This window comes from Actinobacillus lignieresii (assembly GCF_900444945.1).
Classification (GTDB): domain Bacteria; phylum Pseudomonadota; class Gammaproteobacteria; order Enterobacterales; family Pasteurellaceae; genus Actinobacillus; species Actinobacillus lignieresii.
Map to the genome: position 1 here is coordinate 1,648,599 of NZ_UFRM01000001.1, position 15,800 is coordinate 1,664,398.

A 15,800-nucleotide genomic window follows, 5' to 3' on the forward strand; every position below is an offset into this window, starting at 1 on the left:
GCACAATTAGTCAAATTCCATTATTTAATGATAACGCCCTTTAAAAGAATTGACCGCTGCAATCAGAAAAAATAAACCGAAAAGAAAATCGCCGAAACCGTAACTGGCGAAAAAGCAAAACATCAACATCGATTGACCCGCTAATACGTCCAATTTCTCCGGGGTCGTCGCCAACCAATATAACCATGCGCCGGCATATAGCATTTTTTCCAAACAAAAGACCACGACCAAATAAGGTACTTTCCAAAACGAGCGAGCAACCGATAGGTAAGCTAATCCCCATAAAATAATCGCAATTTGCCCTAACCATGAAAACACAATAGGGTCGTTTTCCATCAAGGTTCGATCGGTAAAGAATTGAGTAAAACCTAAAATACCGACTAAATTATAAATTCCGGCTAATATAAATCCTTGAATAGCGGATTGGCGGCTTAGCATACATACTCCTTAGTTGTATTCATGATGATTCTTCTAAACGCTATTTTAAGCGTGAATCTTAATATAAAAATATTTTATAACAAGCTCTTCTTTCGATTCAAAATCTCGACAAGTGACAAATAAACGCAATTGTTTCGATATGAACTATCGAACTTGGCGATAGACAGCTTGTCACACAAGATAATCCTATCTATTGATCACGAATCATTTGGAGTATATATGAAATTAATTACAAAGATTTTAGCTGTCGCCTCATTATCCGTATCCCTTTCCGGACATGCCTTAACCCGTTCTCAGCATGATACCGCCGTCGGAGCGGTTATCGGCGGTGTTGCGGGTGCGGTAATGGGTAACGATATTCCCTCTACGGTTGCAGGTGCGGCATTAGGCGGAGTGGTAGGCAGTCAATGGAATGCCGGCAAACTGGAAAACGATAACCGTCATCACAAATATAGAAAAATACATCGCGACGACCGACGTAAATATCACAAAAAAGGACGAAATTTACACCGATATTATGATAACGGATGGCACAAAGGTCGCCATAAACATCGTCATTAGGTAAAATGGGACTCTTCGTCCGATATATCTAAGAAATCACTATGCCGATGAGTCGTTTAGAACGCCTTTTACATGCGTTATTATTTGAAACCTTCGCAATTCTTTTTACTCTCATCGGTATGAGTTTACTGACATCACACCAAACGGGACTACTGACCGGCACTATCGTTTCGATATCCTTAGTAGCCGTATTTTGGAATATGCTTTTTAATGCGATATTCGACCGTTTTTTCACCGCTCCTCGAGAAACAAGAAGTACGGTATTACGTATTTTTCATACGTTGGCTTTTGAAGGCGGCTTACTGATTTTCACCGTGCCTTTAGTCGCTTACATACTGAGCGTGGACTGGTGGACGGCATTTGTGACGGACATCGGTATGACGCTGTTTGTTGTGGTTTATACTTTCTTCTTTAATCTGCTTTATGATCATATCCGAGCTTGGCTGATTGCACGTAAAACAGCTTAAACGGCAATAAAAAAGCGGTACGATTTGCAAAAAATCTTGCAAAAAGCACCGCTTGGACAAGGACAACTATTTATTTTTTCTTCGCGTATTTAAGCGAGTCAATCGCTACCGCAAGCACGATAATGCCGCCTTTAATAATGTATTGCCAATATGGATTCACACCGATATAGGTTAAACCGTAGTTAATTACGGTAAAGATAATTACCCCGGTCACCACACCGATAATGGTACCGACACCGCCGGCAAATGACACGCCGCCCACCACACAAGCCGCGATCGCATCCATTTCATACATAAAACCGAGGTTATTGGTTGCCGAACCGATACGACCTGCTTCTAACATACCGCCGAATGCATAAAACACGCCGGATAACATATAAATACCCATTAGGTTAAGCGGGACGTTTACCCCTGAAACACGAGCCGCTTCCGGGTTACCACCGATCGCAAAAATATTTTTACCGAAACGGGTTTTATTCCAAAGCGTCCACATAATTAAGGTGGCGATAATGGCATAAATGGTGATGTAAGACAGTTTAAAATCGCCGAAGCGGAAGAAACCTTGAGCGAAAGTTGAGAAACTATCGCTAAAACCGGCAATCGGTGAACCGCCCACCGCATCATAATAAAGCGAGTTAATACCGTAAACGATAATCATCGTACCCATAGTAGCGATAAACGGCGTAACGTTTAGGTAAGCAATCACAAAACCGTTTAATAAGCCGATAACCGCACCAATGGCACACACGGCAAGAATCACAACCGGAATCGGAATTTCAGCTAAATTCGGGAACACGCGGTTCATATTTTCCATAGATTGCATTAAGGTTGCGGTAATTACCGCTGCCAACCCCACCTGACGACCGGCGGATAAGTCGGTACCTTGCGTGACGATTAAACCGGCAACCCCTAGTGCGATAATTAAACGTACGGAAGATTGCGATAAAATGTTACTGAAGTTACGTAAACTTAAGAAACTCGGGTCTTGTACGATAATAATGATTAATAAAATTAATAATACAAAATAAATCGCATTTTGCTTAAAAAAATCCATCGTGCGATTTTGTTTTAAAGCGGACATACTTCACTCCTTGCTTTTATAAATATTTTGCAGCGAGCTGCAAGATTTCTTCTTGAGAAGTTTTAGCGGTTTCAACAATGCCCGCTACTTTCCCGTTACTCATCACTAAAATTCGGTCGGTAACCCCTAATAATTCCGGCATTTCGGACGAAATCATAATAATACCTTTATCTTTATTGGCTAAATCGAGAATTAATTGGTAAATCTCGAATTTGGCACCGATATCAATACCTCGGGTCGGTTCGTCCAACATTAAGATTTCCGGTTGAGTTAATAACCAACGCCCGATAATCACTTTTTGTTGGTTACCGCCGGAAAGCGAACCGATACTGGTTTGATGAGACGGCGTTTTTACATTCATCGCATCAATTACCCACTGGGTATCGCTTTTCATTTTTTTATTGCTGAGTAAGCCGAACTTACCTAAATAAGATTTCATATTTGAAATCAACGAGTTAAATTCGATACTAAGGTTTGCGTAAATACCGGTTGAACGACGTTCTTCAGTTACTAAGGCAAAACCGTTATTAATCGCTTCAAACGCATTGCGATTATTTACCGCTTTGCCGTTTAACGTAATAGTACCGCCCGCTTTTTCACGCACCCCGAAAATGGTTTCGACAATATCGGTACGTTTCGCACCGACTAAACCGGCGATCCCCAATACCTCGCCTTTACGTAGTTCAAAACTCACGTCTTGAATCGACGGTTGGTTTTTAGCGGTCAGGTGTTCCACGACTAATACGGTTTCTTTCGGCGTATTGGTTTTTTCCGGGAAACGTTGGGTCAGTTCACGGCCTACCATCATCGAAACGATTTGTTCCATCGAGGTATCTTTAATCGCCACCGTATTAACCCATTTACCGTCACGCAAGATAGTAATTTCGTCACAAATTTTGAAGATCTCATCCATTTTGTGCGAGATATAAATAATGCCGCAGCCGCGATCTTTTAATTTTTGGATGATTTTAAATAAATGTTCGACTTCTTTTTCGGAAAGCGAAGAAGTCGGTTCATCCATAATCACAATTTTAGCGTTGTAGGAGAACGCTTTAGCGATTTCAATCATCTGCATTTGCGATACGGATAATTTCGCGACTTTTTCACGCGGATCAACATCAATATCCAATTCATCAAAAATCGCTTTGGTGTCACGATACATTTTATCGTGATCGACAAACGGGCCTTTTAACGGATAACGTCCAAGCCAAAGGTTATCCATGACGCTTACTTGTTTTACCAGGTTCAATTCTTGGTGAACCATCGAAATCCCGTTTTCGAGCGCTTCTTTTGAAGTTTTAAAATTTACCGGTTTGCCTAAAAATAAAATTTCGCCTTCATCTTTGGCATAAATCCCGAATAAGCATTTGAGCAGGGTGGATTTACCCGCGCCGTTTTCGCCCATTAAGGCGTGTACGCTATGGGATTTTACGGTTAAGTTAGCTTTATCCAACGCTTTTACGCCGGGGAAAGACTTACTAACATTTGTCATTGTGAGCAGTACTTCACTTGTCATATCTCACTCCATAATACCGATAAAAAAGGCACGAGTAGCCTACTCGTGCCTTATCGAGTCAATTATTTTAAGAATTTTTCTAAATTATCTTTATCTACGCCAACGTAAGGGATACGTACCACACGGTTCTCAATTTTCCAATTAGTGCCTTCGCCTGCCGCTTTACCTTCAGCAAGGTTAGCCGCTAATTGTACTACCGCTTTACCTTGACCCGCACCGTCATTTAATACCGTACCGGCTAATTCGCCTTTTTTGACTAATTGTAATGCTTCAGGTAATGCGTCCACACCAAAAATCGGTAATTTACGACCGTGTGCTTTAGTTGCTTCTAACGCACCTAACGCCATACCGTCGTTATTCGAGATAATCACTTCAATATCTTTCGCTTTACCGCTTGATAACCAAGCGTCCACTTTATCTTTCGCTTGTGCCGCATCCCACAATGCCGCATCCATAAAGATTTGTTCGCTTTGGATACCTTGTGCCGCTAAGCCTTCCACTACGTATTTAGTACGCGCTTCCGCATCAGGGTGACCCGGTTCGCCTTTTAATAACGCATATTGCACTTTACCGTCTTTATTTAAGTCTAACGCCGGATTCGCTTTCCATTGTTTAGCGATTAAGTCGCCTTGGATTAAACCGGATTCTTTCGGGTCGGTACCTACATAGTAAGCCTTGTCATAGCTGGCAATCGCTTTCTCACCCGGATCTTTATTGAAGAATACGATTGGTAAATCTTCACCTTTCGCTTTATCGATAATAGTTTTTGACGCTGAAGGGTCCACTAGGTTGATTGCTAACGCTTTTACGCCTTTAGAAAGCAATACGTCCACTTGGTCGTTTTGAATGGATTGAGTGTTTTGCGAGTCATTCATTAATAACTTCACATCTTTGAATTGACTTGCTTCTTTGTCGATTTCTTTACGCATTAACGCCATAAAGTTATCGTCGTATTTATAGATTGTCACACCGATACGTGTTTCGGCTTGTGCTGTGCTAATACCCGCACCTAATGCAATTGATAATGCCAATGTACTTAATACTGTTTTTTTCATAGAGTTATCCTCAAGATCCAAATGATTTAGAGATTCACTTAATATAAGTGATTACATAATAAGGATACTAAATTTATGAATAAAATACTGTGATCATTTTCACAAATCTAAAAAAATGAAGTGAACAAATCAAAAGTCACAAAGTAATTATGGAATTTCGCTTCGTATGGAGGGATGTTATCAATAAAAAAACCGAACTCCGTATAAACGAAATTCGGCTCTTTTATATATTTAAGTTAATAAAACTCACTATATTACATAGTTACGTTTTTAGCACCTTGTACTTGAACTTCAACACGACGATCCGGTGCTAAGCAAGCGATTAACGCTTTACGACCTTTAACCGCGTCACATGTTGCGCCGGTTACTGGGTTTGCTTCACCGTAACCTACTGCAGTTACGTTTGCAGGGTTTTGACCTTTAGAAACTAAGTAGTTAGCTACTGTTTCCGCACGACGTTGTGAAAGTTTTAAGTTTGAAGCTTCTTTACCGATACGGTCTGTGTAACCGTTTACTTGGATAGCAGGAGTTGCTAAACCTAAGTTAGCGATTTCAGCGTTAGCCGCATCTAAAGCTGTCGCTGCAGCCGGTTTTAAGCTTGATTTACCGAAATCAAATAAAACGTCTGAGCTGAATGCGAAGTTTTTAGTAACCATTTCAGGTGCCGCTTCAACCGGAGCTGCGCCTTGACCGAAACGGTATGATAAACCTGCAGTTACAGAGTGGATATCCGGAGCATATTGATCAACTGGGTTTTTTGCACCATTACCTGTACGTTCAACAGCTTTATTTAAATTACCTACTTTATTTAAGTATTGGTATTCGATACGTGCCGCTAATTCAGGAAGAATCGCATACTCAACACCCGCACCTAAAATAGTAGATGCTTTTAATTTATGGTATTTATTACCTGCTAATAAATCTTCACTACTTTTTTTGCCGTAGAATTTATAATCGTTACGAACAACCGCAACACCTACTTTACCGTAAACGTCTAAGTTAGGTAATACTTCGTAGCTTGGTTTTAACGCTAAATTTAAACCGTGCGCAGAATGTTTAAATGCGCGTGTATCGCCATCATTACCACGAACACGACCGTAGTAGTCGTAACCTAATTCAGTTGCTAAACCGAAGTTGTTTTGGTTTAAGATTTGGTAACCGCCGAATACGCCGTAAGTTACTGAGTTACGATTAATGCCTAAAGCTGTCGGTGATGTTGGATAACGCTGATCACCTTCATATTTATGATTAAATTGACGAACGCCTTCGTGGAATGACGCCCAACCCACTTTCGCACCTGCGTAGAAAGTATTTTGTTGTGGAGCTGCTTGAGCTACTGCTGCAGCCGATAATACTGCTAAAGCAACTAATGATTTTTTCATTTTGATGATCCTCTAAATTGTCATCGATTAATAAAACAAAATCACTTCAGCACCGCTTGTGGCACCAAAGTTTTGATTTAATGCTCTCGTCTCACTAGAGAAAAAAGAGAGTTAATTATCTAGGATAAAAAACCGAAATCACAATAATATTATGACGTTAGTCTTCCGTTCCTAATATCACATTCTTGTTCTTCTAATTCAAACGAGCAAGAATTCTTATTATTATCCGAGTTCGAATTTATAAAATCAAGAACTATAACAATGTAAAAATGTAATAAAATGTATAGAAAAGTCTATTTTTTAACCAATTTATAATAAGTATTATTTCAAATATTCTTTTTTCAGTTTCATTTTCAATACGGATAAATCTTGTTAATATCCGTATTACTCGAATTTACTTTTTCTCGATAAGAAGAATAAAATATGCTACCACAACTATCCAAAATCCCTGCTTTAAATCCGACGGTAATTCATTTTCTTGAGGAGCTCAAACAACAACATTTTAACGGCGATATTGCCTCCAGTTACGCGGATCGTCTTTCTTTAGCTACCGATAACAGCGTTTATCAACAGTTACCGCAAGCGATTTTATTTCCTAAATCGGTTTCGGATGTGGTGATTCTTACCAAGCTGGCGCAACGCCCTCACTTCCAACATCTGACATTTACCCCGCGAGGCGGTGGCACGGGTACGAACGGACAATCTCTGAATAATAATATTATTGTCGATCTCTCTCGCCATCTAAATCAAATCCTCGAATTAAATGTAGAAGAACGCTGGGTGCGGGTACAAGCCGGTGTGGTAAAAGATCAGCTTAACCAATTTTTAAAACCGCACGGTTTGTTTTTCTCGCCGGAACTCTCCACTAGCAACCGTGCCACTCTAGGCGGTATGATTAATACAGATGCTTCCGGACAAGGCTCGCTCCAATACGGCAAAACCTCCGATCATATTTTAGCGATCAAATCGGTATTAATGAACGGCGAAGTGTTAGAAACACAAGCGGTTAAATCTTGCGATTTTTTTGCAGAAATCGACCGCTTGAATTTAACTGCTACCGGTAAACAGCTACATCGTGAAATTTTTAGCCGTTGTCGTGAGTTACGTCCGACCGTACTTGCCGAGTTGCCGCAACTCAATCGCTTTTTAACCGGTTACGACTTAAAAAATGTATTTAACGCAGACGAGAGCGAATTCAATCTGACTCGCATTTTAACCGGCTCGGAAGGCTCGCTTGCATTTATTTGCGAGGCGAAGCTCAATTTACTGCCGCTGCCGAAATTCCGTACCTTAATTAACATTAAATATAATTCGTTTGATGCGGCATTGCGTTCTGCGCCGTTTATGCTGAAAGCCAATGCGCTGTCGGTTGAAACAATCGATTCTAAAGTACTGAATTTGGCTAAACAGGACATTATTTGGCATTCGGTGTCTGATTTATTGACCGAAGATCCGAATAACCCGATTCTTGGCATTAATATTGTGGAATATGCCGGCAGCGATCAGACATTAATCGAACAACAAGTGGCTGGCCTAATTAAAGCGTTAAATGAAAAATTGACTGACTCAACCAGCGGTATTATTGGCTATCAAATTTGCAACGATATTGCCTCGATCGAAAAAATTTATGCGATGCGTAAAAAAGCAGTCGGTTTATTGGGTAATGCTAAAGGCTGGGAGAAGCCGATTGCGTTTGTGGAAGACACTTGTGTTCCCCCTGAAAATCTTGCCGATTACATCGCCGAGTTCCGCCAATTATTAGATGATCACGGTTTGGAATACGGCATGTTTGGTCACGTGGATGCCGGTGTGCTACACGTTCGCCCCGCATTAGATTTAACTGACCGCGCGCAAGTAAAAAAATTTAAGGCGATTTCCGATCAAGTGGTTGAACTTACCGCAAAATATGGCGGTTTGATTTGGGGAGAACACGGCAAAGGTATGCGTTCGGTGTATGGCGAGAAATTCTTTGGCGAAAAATTATGGCGAGAATTACGTTATATCAAACAGTTGTTTGACCCGCAAAACCGCTTGAATCCGGGCAAAATCTGTACACCGTTGGAGAGCAATTCGGTACTTTACCCGATCGACTCATCAATGCGTGCCGATTTTGATCGCCAAATTCCAATCCAAGTGCGTGAAGAATTTAAAGGGGCAATGAACTGTAACGGCAACGGCTTGTGTTTTAACTTTGATGTACATAGTACGATGTGTCCGTCAATGAAAGTATCGGGTAACCGCCTTTATTCGCCGAAAGGGCGTGCGACTTTGATTCGAGAATGGCTCAGATTGCTTGCCGAACAAAACGTATCACCAGACGATTTGATCTTCAAACCGCGTAAACAAGCGGTCAAATTAACTGATTTTGTTGCAAAAATTCGCAACACGCTGAATAAACAGAAAGAATACGATTTTTCGCATGAAGTAAAAGCGGCAATGGATACTTGCCTTGCGTGTAAAGCCTGTGCCAGCCAATGCCCGATCAAAATTGACGTGCCGACGTTTAGATCGCAGTTTAATGAGCTGTACCATAGCCGTTATTTGCGTCCGGCAAAAGATTATCTGGTTTCCAATATTGAATTTGTTGCGCCGATGATGGCGAAAGCACCGAAGTTTTTTAACTTTTTCAGTCGTTCAAAATTAGCGGAAACGGTGGCGAACAAAACGATCGGAATGACTTATTTACCGGTGCTCTCCGTACCGAACTTGCAGCAACAGTTAGTTGAGATTGGTTATCAGGGCGTGACTTTAGAGACTTTGGAAGCACAAGCAAGCGGTCAAAAATCAGCGGAATTTTGCAAAACCGTGCTAGTGGTGCAAGACCCGTTCACTTCGTTCTATGATGCGAAAGTAGTGGCGGATTTTGTTCGATTGCTGCAAAAACTTGGTTTCCGCCCAGTGGTGCTACCGTTTAAACCGAGCGGTAAGGCGCAACATATTAAGGGTTTTTTAAACAAGTTTGCTAAAACTGCACGCAATCAGGCGGAATTTCTCAATCGTGTCGCTCAACTCGGCTTACCGATGGTGGCGGTAGATCCTGCTCTGACCTTAGTTTACCGTGACGAATATCGTGATATCTTAAAAGCAGCGCGTGGCGATTTCAAAGTGCAACTGGCTCACGAATGGCTACGAGATGTGATTCAAGCCGGTGAACTGGAACATTGCAAAAAATCAGTAAATTCAGACCGCTTGAGCTGGTATTTATTCGCACACTGTACCGAAACGACCGAATTGCCGAATGCGCAGAAAGAGTGGCAAGCGATTTTCTCTCATTTCGGTGAACAGCTAGTGAATGAAAATGTCGGTTGTTGCGGCATGGCGGGTACGTTCGGACACGAAACCAAACACCTTGAAATGTCGAAAGCGATTTATCAGCAATCGTGGCAAATTAAATTGAAAAATAAACTGCTTGAGCGTTGTCTTGCGACCGGCTATTCCTGCCGTTCGCAAGTAAAGCGTTTTGAGCATTATTCGGTTAAACACCCGATTCAGGCATTGCTTGAGGTGGTGTAGATTTTAAATCTTCTGTATATCCCTCACCCCTTGTGGTAGAGGGATAGATTTTTCTTCGTTCAGAAGAAAAATCAGGGAGAGGGGGAATCGTGGAAAAACTAGGCGTATTTTCCCCTCTCTCTGCAAAAAATTACCTAACGTAATTTTTCGCTGTCTCTCTCCCACAAGAGGAGAGAGTGATTATATTTAACAAAACTTTTTCTTCTATAAAGAGTACTGGGAAAGATTTTTCATAAAGGAAACATAATGACTATTTGGAAGCAAACAGCAACTTGTGAACAATTAAACGCACTTAGCCAAAAATCGGCGGTAGCACACTTAGGTATCGAATTTACCGCAATCGGTGAAGATTGGATTGAAGCGCAACTTATGGTGGACGAGCGTACTCAACAACCGTTCGGCGTATTGCATGGCGGCGTGTCAGCCGCTTTAGCGGAAACTACCGCCAATGCCGGTGCGTTAATGGTGTGTGAAGCGCATCAAATTGCGGTCGGAATGGAACTGAATATCAGTCATTTAAAATCGGTGCCGGTCGGCACAAAAGCGATTGCCTGTGCCAATCCGCTTAAATTAGGGCGAGAAGTTCAAGTGTGGAATATCGAGATTAAAGACGAACAAGGCAACCTTTGCGCCGTGGCTCGTCTTTCAACCAAAACCTTAGCTTAGATAAACGTTAATATCCTATCCTGCAAGCGGTCGAATTTGGTCAAGTTTTTGCAAAATTCTTGCTAAATCCGACCGCTATTCGCAAAAGGCGGTTGGATCTAGTGCCAACCTATTATAAAATGCCTTTCTTTTTATCTGTCCTTAACCCAAGAGAAACTCAATATGAATTCAAATCGTAGTTTACTGGTAATGGGGTTGTTATTAGTGTCTTTCTTGATTTTTACGCAATGGCAACAGGATTTTAATCCTGAAATTCAAGCGCAAAAACAAGCACAACAACAAGCTCAAGTTGCATCACAATCAGGCGATGTGCCTGCGGCATCTAACGCAAATACCGTTATTGCGGAGAATGCAACCCAAGGTAAAACCGTCACGCTTGAAAGTGATGTATTACGTTTAACCATCGACACTTTAGGCGGAGATGTGATTGCTTCGGATTTATTGGCGCATAATGCGGAATTAAACTCCGAAACCCCGTTCAAATTATTACAAACCGGCGCAACCACTTATGTTGCGCAAAGCGGTTTAGTCGGTAAAAACGGCATTGATACCAACGCAGGTCGTCCGCAATACCAAGTTGCACAAGATACGTTCGTTTTAGCGGAAGGTCAAAATGAAATGAGCGTGCCGATGACGTTTGAGAAAGACGGCGTACTTTACACTAAAACATTCGTGTTAAAACGCGGTAGCTATGACGTTGCAGTGAATTTCAATGTAAAAAACCAAACCTCAGCAAGCGTTGAAGTTCAGCCTTACGGTCAAATCAAACATACTTTATTGGAAAGTTCGGGCAGCTTAACTATGCCGACTTATACCGGCGGTGCGTATTCTTCAGCCGAAACAAACTATAAAAAATATAGTTTCCAAGATATGGAGAAAGCTAACCTCGATATTAATACGAAAGCGGGTTGGGTTGCGTTATTACAACACTATTTCGTTTCCGCTTGGGTACCGAATCAAGATGCGGAAAATACGATTTACTCTCGTACCAATAACGGCATTGCGACCATCGGTTATCGCGGCCCGGTAACAACTATCGCACCGAATAGCGAAGCGACGATTACCAGCCAATTATGGACCGGTCCGAAAGACCAAAAAGAAATGGAAGCGACCGCAGCAAACCTTGATTTAACCGTAGATTACGGTTGGGCGTGGTTTATTGCGAAACCGTTATTTGCGTTACTGACTTTCATCCAAAGCATCGTGACAAACTGGGGTTTAGCGATTATCGGGGTTACCATTGTGGTTAAAACCATTCTTTATCCATTAACCAAAGCGCAATATACCTCAATGGCAAGAATGCGTATGTTACAGCCGAAAATTCAAGAGATGCGCGAGCGTTTCGGTGATGATCGTCAGCGTATGAGCCAAGAGATGATGAAACTCTATAAAGAAGAAAAAGTGAACCCGATGGGCGGTTGTTTACCGATTCTTATCCAAATGCCGATTTTCATCGCATTATATTGGACCTTTATGGAAGCGGTAGAACTTCGTCACGCACCGTTCTTCGGTTGGATTCAAGACTTATCGGCACAAGACCCGTACTACATCCTTCCGTTATTAATGGGTGCGTCGATGTTCTTGTTACAAAAAATGTCCCCTAGTCCGGTAACCGATCCGGTACAACAAAAAGTAATGACCTTTATGCCGGTTATGTTTACCGTGTTCTTCTTATGGTTCCCGTCAGGCTTAGTACTTTACTGGCTAACCTCAAACATTATTACGATTGTTCAACAATGGTTAATCTATCGTAATCTTGAGAAGAAAGGCTTACATTCTCGTAAAAAATAAACGAGATAATATTTAAAAAATCCGTACGCCGAATCGGAATTATTCCTTTTAGCGTGCGGATTTTTTATGCCTTTAAGTCGGTAGCAAATAGTCTATAAGACCGCCCTATAAGCTCTTATAAAGATAAAGAAGATAAGCAAATATACTATCCGTAACGGATTAATTAAAGAGCGAGTCTATCACTGCTTCGAGTAAAATTATCTTTTAATCGCCAATAAAAAAGGACCGAGTTTTATATATCTTAAACTCGATCCTTAACTTGTTATTCCGACTTAGTTTTTAAACTATTTAGCTTCGGTTTTTTGTTCTTTCTGAATCATATCTTCAGGAATAAAGGTTTTTTGTACTTTTTCCATATGAGGAAGATTGTGTGCGATACCTTTGTGACAATCGATACAAGTTTTACCCTGATCTTGCGCCATTGCGTGCATTTGTTGTGCTACGGTTTTCTGTTGAGTGAAATCCATATCCTCAAAGTTATGACAGTTACGGCACTCTTGAGAATCGTTAGCTTTCATACGCGCCCACTCGCGTTCCGCCATTTCTAAACGATGCGCTTCAAATTTTTCTTTCGTATCCACTTTACCGGTAAAGTGTGCGTAAACTTCTTTTGAAGCGATAATTTTACGTTTCCATTTATCAATAAATTCGTGTGGCACGTGACAGTCCGAACAAATCGCTTTCACCCCGCTACGGTTTGAATAGTGGGCGGAAGCACGATATTCGGGTACAACGTCATTCATATGACAATCCGAACAGAATTGTTCGGTATTAGTATATTCCAAGCCTTTGTTAAAACCGCCCCAAGCTAAAATCCCTCCGATTGCGGAGATAAGGATTAATGCGCCTGCCGCCATTTTGCTAGGCGTACGGAACCAATTCCAAAATTTCTTAATCATTATGTTGCTCCTTATTTACCTTGCATTTGACGAATCGTTTCAAATTTATTTTGAATAATCGGATTTACATCCGTTTGTTGTACGTGGCATTGTAAACAGAAGTAACGACGCGGAGAGGTTCCTTCCGTCAATTTACCGTCGCGATCCATAAAATGCGTTTTAGGCACACGAGGCGCACCTGTTGTACTTGATACTTCCGGTGCATGGCAACCTAAACATTGGTTGGTATTTTTAGTTACTTGTAAACCACGAATACTATGCGGAACAAGCGGCGGTTGATGAGGGAAAGTCACCGGAATGTTACCGATATCTTTATGCGGGTTGGTATAAGCCGGCGCCACATTTTCCGGTAATTTATCCAGCGATAAATTTTGTGTTTCCGCTACTGCAAAACCTGTAATTGCAGTAAGGATAAGAGCGAGATATTTTCTCATTTTGGTTCACTCCATGATTTATACATTTTTTACTTCGATACTGCCTTGAAAACGTGTTCCAAAGGCAAAAACATTTTCCGGACAAACATCTATACAGCGTCCGCAGCTAATGCAATCTTTTGAAAGAACTATCGTACTGTCTTCCTGTTTACCGTGTAACGGCACTCTTAATACTTGCGGTTCAGGGCAAACGTTGTAGCAGTCCATACAACGGTCGCAACGAGCGCGATCCACCACATTTACTTTGATCACGCTTTTTGCGCCAATCAGCGCATAAGTCGCACCAATCGGACAAAGATGTCCGCACCAACCGTGTTCCACAATCAGTAAATCGAACAAGAAGACCACTGCGACCAACCAAAGCGTTGCGCCTAATCCGAATACAAAAACTCGACCGAGCGCGGCTACCGGATTGATCCATTCCCACAATAATGTGCCGGAAATCGCACTACCGACCAAAATCATCGCTAAAATCGCATAACGTAAATTACGCGGGATTTTAGCACTTTGGCGAATACCGAGTTTTCTACGTAACCAAGCTGCGGTATCCGTGACCATATTCATCGGACAAACCCAACCGCAGAACGCTTTACTTGCCACAACGGCATAAAACGCTACAACGATTAACGCACCTAAAATCGTCGTCCATTCCGGTAAATAACCGGTAGCCAGACTTTCCGCCGTAATCAGCGGATCGCTCATCGGAATCACGTCGAACAACATACTGCCGCTGTAATTACCTTTTAGAATCCAAACATTCCAAAACGGCCCGCTCAAAAACATCAAAATAATGCTTAGTTGGCTGATACGACGTAAGATTAAAAATCGATACGCTCTCCACCAACCTAATTTTTGTCGAGCCTCTAAACCGGCGTGTTGCGGTTTATTCGGGGTAAATTTTACTTCAGCCATTATTTAACCCCCTTGATATTTAAATCTAAATTAGGGAAATGTTCCGCTTCAGGTACGGTAGTCGAACTCGGTACGTAGTCATAAGTCGCACGATTCGGCGTCGCAACTTTTTGGTTCGGCTGTACTTTCATAAATTGATAAGTCGGCTCGTTCATACCTTCCGGTACACGCGCATCCATTGCCGGGCGTAAGCCGTCCGGATGCTGTTCTTCCAACAACGCTTTACCGGCATTTTGTTTCTCTTGCCAGCCTAAACGATAGTGACGTCCCAATAAGCCTTTAGCTAAGTCCATCGGTAACACTTTAATCGCCGCTTCTTCCAATACGCACGATTGTTCGCATTTACCGCAACCGGTACAAGCATCGGAATGAACGGTCGGAATTAACTTCGCATGAATATGCGTACGCGTATTCGGTACTTCTTCCAGCGTAATCGCTTTATCGATAAGCGGACATACTCGATAACATACGTCACAACGTAAACCTTGCCAGTTCAAACAAGTTTCATGGTCGAGTAATACCGCCAATCCCATACGAGCATCGTTAATATCGGTTAATTCCTCGCTTAACGCTCCGCTAGGGCAAGCATTCATACAAGGAATATCCACGCACATTTCACAAGGTTTGTCTCGCGCAATAAAATACGGAGTCCCCGCTTCCATCGGCGAAAGTAAACTTGCCAAATGCAGCATATCGTACGGACAGGCTTGTACGCATTGTCCGCAACGCGTACAAGAGGCTAAGAAATCCTTTTCCGGTAATGCACCCGGCGGTCGCAAAGCAACACCTTCTTTGGCGTTTGCTTGGTGCTGTTGCAATCCTAAGATCACTCCGACACCACAAATACCGACTGCGGTTCTGGTCGCATTTTTCAAAAATTGGCGACGATTCGGGTCAAGTTTCATAGTAGTATCCTTATCTTACCCTCGCCCCTTGCGGGAGAGGGACAGATAAAAATTGCGTAAGGCAATTTTTATCAGGGAGAGGGGAAATTCATATTAAATTTAACCGCTTACCCTCTCTCTGGCTAACTCACTAAACGTTTCGTTAGCCTGTCTCTCTCCCATAAAGGGAGAGAGTAAAAT

The 15,800-nt window shown here is 41.9% G+C and carries 14 protein-coding genes; 5 read left to right on the top strand and 9 right to left on the bottom strand.

The window, feature by feature from the left end; translation table 11 throughout:
• Nucleotides 1-24 precede the first annotated feature (24 nt).
• On the bottom strand, nt 25-438 hold the full coding sequence (locus DY200_RS07625; protein WP_009875516.1) for a hypothetical protein: 414 nt from the start codon (nt 436-438) through the stop codon (nt 25-27).
• 219 nt (nt 439-657) lie between these two features.
• Between DY200_RS07625 and DY200_RS07630 the strand changes: the two genes are divergently transcribed.
• Nucleotides 658-999 (top strand): YMGG-like glycine zipper-containing protein, encoded by a 342-nt coding sequence (locus tag DY200_RS07630; protein ID WP_005598617.1) that lies wholly within the window; start codon nt 658-660, stop codon nt 997-999.
• Nucleotides 1,000-1,040: 41 nt separating this feature from the next.
• On the top strand, nt 1,041-1,466 hold the full coding sequence (locus DY200_RS07635; protein WP_115587559.1) for a PACE efflux transporter: 426 nt from the start codon (nt 1,041-1,043) through the stop codon (nt 1,464-1,466).
• Between the two features lie 70 nt (nt 1,467-1,536).
• Here DY200_RS07635 and mglC read toward each other — a convergent pair whose 3' ends face one another.
• The 4 genes from mglC to ompA form a co-directional block, all read right to left on the bottom strand.
• The gene (gene mglC / locus DY200_RS07640) at nt 1,537-2,547 is read right to left on the bottom strand and encodes a galactose/methyl galactoside ABC transporter permease MglC (protein ID WP_009875517.1); all 1,011 of its coding nucleotides are present in this window, start codon (nt 2,545-2,547) and stop codon (nt 1,537-1,539) included.
• Between the two features lie 16 nt (nt 2,548-2,563).
• Nucleotides 2,564-4,063 (bottom strand): galactose/methyl galactoside ABC transporter ATP-binding protein MglA, encoded by a 1,500-nt coding sequence (gene mglA, locus DY200_RS07645; protein ID WP_005612959.1) that lies wholly within the window; start codon nt 4,061-4,063, stop codon nt 2,564-2,566.
• 62 nt (nt 4,064-4,125) lie between these two features.
• A complete protein-coding gene (gene mglB, locus DY200_RS07650) occupies nt 4,126-5,118 on the bottom strand; it encodes a galactose/glucose ABC transporter substrate-binding protein MglB (RefSeq protein WP_005598626.1) in 993 nt (330 codons plus the stop codon).
• A 254-nt stretch (nt 5,119-5,372) separates the two neighbouring features.
• On the bottom strand, nt 5,373-6,500 hold the full coding sequence (gene ompA / locus DY200_RS07655; RefSeq protein WP_115587561.1) for a porin OmpA: 1,128 nt from the start codon (nt 6,498-6,500) through the stop codon (nt 5,373-5,375).
• A 423-nt stretch (nt 6,501-6,923) separates the two neighbouring features.
• Between ompA and ydiJ the strand changes: the two genes are divergently transcribed.
• The 3 genes from ydiJ (at nt 6,924) to yidC (ending at nt 12,470) form a co-directional block, all read left to right on the top strand.
• Nucleotides 6,924-10,013, top strand: a complete 3,090-nt coding sequence (gene ydiJ / locus DY200_RS07660) for a D-2-hydroxyglutarate dehydrogenase YdiJ (RefSeq protein ID WP_115587563.1) — start codon at nt 6,924-6,926, stop codon at nt 10,011-10,013.
• A gap of 246 nt (nt 10,014-10,259) precedes the next feature.
• A complete protein-coding gene (locus DY200_RS07665; protein ID WP_115587564.1) occupies nt 10,260-10,679 on the top strand; it encodes a hotdog fold thioesterase in 420 nt (139 codons plus the stop codon).
• Between the two features lie 162 nt (nt 10,680-10,841).
• Nucleotides 10,842-12,470: a membrane protein insertase YidC gene (gene yidC / locus DY200_RS07670; protein WP_115587566.1), complete on the top strand. Its 1,629-nt coding sequence runs from the start codon at nt 10,842-10,844 to the stop codon at nt 12,468-12,470.
• A gap of 284 nt (nt 12,471-12,754) precedes the next feature.
• Here yidC and DY200_RS07675 read toward each other — a convergent pair whose 3' ends face one another.
• From DY200_RS07675 to napG, 4 genes are read right to left on the bottom strand one after another with little or no spacing between them, the layout of a single operon-like run.
• Nucleotides 12,755-13,369 (bottom strand): cytochrome c3 family protein, encoded by a 615-nt coding sequence (locus DY200_RS07675; RefSeq protein ID WP_115587567.1) that lies wholly within the window; start codon nt 13,367-13,369, stop codon nt 12,755-12,757.
• Between the two features lie 11 nt (nt 13,370-13,380).
• The gene (locus DY200_RS07680) at nt 13,381-13,803 is read right to left on the bottom strand and encodes a nitrate reductase cytochrome c-type subunit (RefSeq protein WP_005598639.1); all 423 of its coding nucleotides are present in this window, start codon (nt 13,801-13,803) and stop codon (nt 13,381-13,383) included.
• A gap of 18 nt (nt 13,804-13,821) precedes the next feature.
• Entirely contained in the window at nt 13,822-14,715 is an 894-nt protein-coding gene (napH, locus tag DY200_RS07685; protein WP_115587569.1) for a quinol dehydrogenase ferredoxin subunit NapH, read from the bottom strand.
• Nucleotides 14,715-15,620, bottom strand: a complete 906-nt coding sequence (gene napG / locus DY200_RS07690) for a ferredoxin-type protein NapG (RefSeq protein WP_115587571.1) — start codon at nt 15,618-15,620, stop codon at nt 14,715-14,717. Before napG ends, napH begins: the two co-directional genes overlap by 1 nt.
• Nucleotides 15,621-15,800 lie beyond the last annotated feature (180 nt).

What these genes read in the sequence shown, in the direction of transcription:
- mglA (WP_005612959.1), bottom strand. Translation starts at nt 4,063, where the DNA reads ATGACAAGTGAAGTACTGCTCACAATGACAAATGTTAGTAAGTCTTTC.
- DY200_RS07665 (WP_115587564.1), top strand. Translation starts at nt 10,260, where the DNA reads ATGACTATTTGGAAGCAAACAGCAACTTGTGAACAATTAAACGCACTT.
- napG (WP_115587571.1), bottom strand. Translation starts at nt 15,620, where the DNA reads ATGAAACTTGACCCGAATCGTCGCCAATTTTTGAAAAATGCGACCAGA.
- mglB (WP_005598626.1), bottom strand. Translation starts at nt 5,118, where the DNA reads ATGAAAAAAACAGTATTAAGTACATTGGCATTATCAATTGCATTAGGT.
- DY200_RS07625 (WP_009875516.1), bottom strand. Translation starts at nt 438, where the DNA reads ATGCTAAGCCGCCAATCCGCTATTCAAGGATTTATATTAGCCGGAATT.
- yidC (WP_115587566.1), top strand. Translation starts at nt 10,842, where the DNA reads ATGAATTCAAATCGTAGTTTACTGGTAATGGGGTTGTTATTAGTGTCT.
- ydiJ (WP_115587563.1), top strand. Translation starts at nt 6,924, where the DNA reads ATGCTACCACAACTATCCAAAATCCCTGCTTTAAATCCGACGGTAATT.
- ompA (WP_115587561.1), bottom strand. Translation starts at nt 6,500, where the DNA reads ATGAAAAAATCATTAGTTGCTTTAGCAGTATTATCGGCTGCAGCAGTA.
- DY200_RS07675 (WP_115587567.1), bottom strand. Translation starts at nt 13,369, where the DNA reads ATGATTAAGAAATTTTGGAATTGGTTCCGTACGCCTAGCAAAATGGCG.
- DY200_RS07630 (WP_005598617.1), top strand. Translation starts at nt 658, where the DNA reads ATGAAATTAATTACAAAGATTTTAGCTGTCGCCTCATTATCCGTATCC.
- DY200_RS07680 (WP_005598639.1), bottom strand. Translation starts at nt 13,803, where the DNA reads ATGAGAAAATATCTCGCTCTTATCCTTACTGCAATTACAGGTTTTGCA.
- mglC (WP_009875517.1), bottom strand. Translation starts at nt 2,547, where the DNA reads ATGTCCGCTTTAAAACAAAATCGCACGATGGATTTTTTTAAGCAAAAT.
- DY200_RS07635 (WP_115587559.1), top strand. Translation starts at nt 1,041, where the DNA reads ATGCCGATGAGTCGTTTAGAACGCCTTTTACATGCGTTATTATTTGAA.
- napH (WP_115587569.1), bottom strand. Translation starts at nt 14,715, where the DNA reads ATGGCTGAAGTAAAATTTACCCCGAATAAACCGCAACACGCCGGTTTA.